Here is a 1,437-nt window from a genome sequence, read left to right on the forward strand (position 1 = left end):
AGTTGGACACCCATCCAACTCTTGGGGTGTTTTTCATGGCGAAGTACGAAAAGGAATTTAAAAGATCAGTAGTTCATGATTACTTAGCAGGTGGCGGAGGCTACAAAAGGCTTGCTTCCAAGTACGGTGTTAGTTACGGACAGATACGGCATTGGGTGGGTTCTTATCGCCAGAATGGTGATGACGGGTTGACCAAGAAATTCAGTCACTACAGCGCTGAATTTAAGCTGCGCGTTCTTAAGCATATGTGGCGTGAGGAACTGTCGTTTACCCAGACAATTCATTTATTTAATCTGCGAGGCGGAGCCGGTGTTGTCTCCAGTTGGCAGCGCAAGTACCATGAGGGCGGTATTGCAGCATTAATCCCAAAGCCGCGAGGGCGCCTTAAACAGATGAATCCTCCCAAACCCATAAAGCCAGCAAGCGCGCAGCCTGCAGAGGCCAAAACCTTAGAAGAGCTCCAACGAGAAAACGAGTACTTGCGAGCAGAGGTGGCTTATCTAAAAAAGTTGGATGCCTTAGTTCGAGCCAAGCAACAGGCAGCGCAGACAAAGCAAAAGTCCTGATCGAACTAAGGCAGCAGCACCCCTTATCCACTTTGCTCCAAATAGCTGAGCTCTCGCGCAGTACGTTCTACTATCAAGCGAAGGCGCAACAAGGTGTCGATAAAGATGCGGATTTGAAGGTTCGCATACGTGATATTTACAACTGCCACAAAGGGCGTTATGGCTATAGGCGGATTACGGCTGAGTTGTGCCGCAGTGGCTGCAAGGTCAATCACAAGGCAGTTCAGCGGTTGATGCAGAGGCAAGGGCTCAAGTCATTGGTGCGCCCAAAGAAGTACCGCTCCTATAGAGGTCAGTTCAATGCGAATGTGCCAAATATCTTGGATCGACAGTTCCGCGCTGACAGGCCAAACAGCAAGTGGGTCACGGACGTCACGGAGTTTAATGTTCGGGGTGACAAGCTATATCTATCGCCAGTGCTAGACTTGTTCAATGGGGAAATCATTGCCTATGAGACACAAGAGAATCCGAGGATGCCGTTGGTCAGTGGGATGCTTAAGAAAGCATTGAGCAAACTTGTACGCGGGGAAGCGCCAATGCTTCATTCAGATCAGGGGTGGCAGTACCAGATGACTTCATACCAACGTCAGCTTGCAAACAGAGGCTTGACTCAGAGCATGTCACGAAGAGGCAATTGCTTGGATAATGCGGCGATGGAGAGCTTCTTTGGAACTCTCAAATCAGAGTACTTCTACTTGAATAAATTCGAGAGTGTGCAAGAGCTTGAGAAAGGCTTGAAAGAGTATATTCACTATTACAACAACGACCGGATCAAGACAAAACTCAAAGGGCTGAGTCCTGTGCAATACAGAACTCAACCCTTGAGGCCCTAATCCGCTTTTAAACTGTCCAACTTTATGGGGTCAGTTCA

General features: G+C 48.4%; 1 protein-coding gene. It reads left to right on the forward strand.

The genetic code is table 11. The features are described from left to right. Nucleotides 1–35 precede the first annotated feature (35 nt). Nucleotides 36–1,399, forward strand: a protein-coding gene (locus QWY27_RS15220) for an IS3 family transposase (RefSeq protein ID WP_290199280.1) whose coding sequence is annotated in 2 segments (ribosomal slippage) — nt 36–513 and nt 513–1,399 — 1,365 coding nt in all. Because the reading frame shifts where the segments join, the coding sequence is not laid out codon by codon here. Nucleotides 1,400–1,437 lie beyond the last annotated feature (38 nt).

Source organism: Zwartia vadi (assembly GCF_030410375.1).
Classification (GTDB): Bacteria; Pseudomonadota; Gammaproteobacteria; order Burkholderiales; family Burkholderiaceae_B; genus Zwartia; species Zwartia vadi.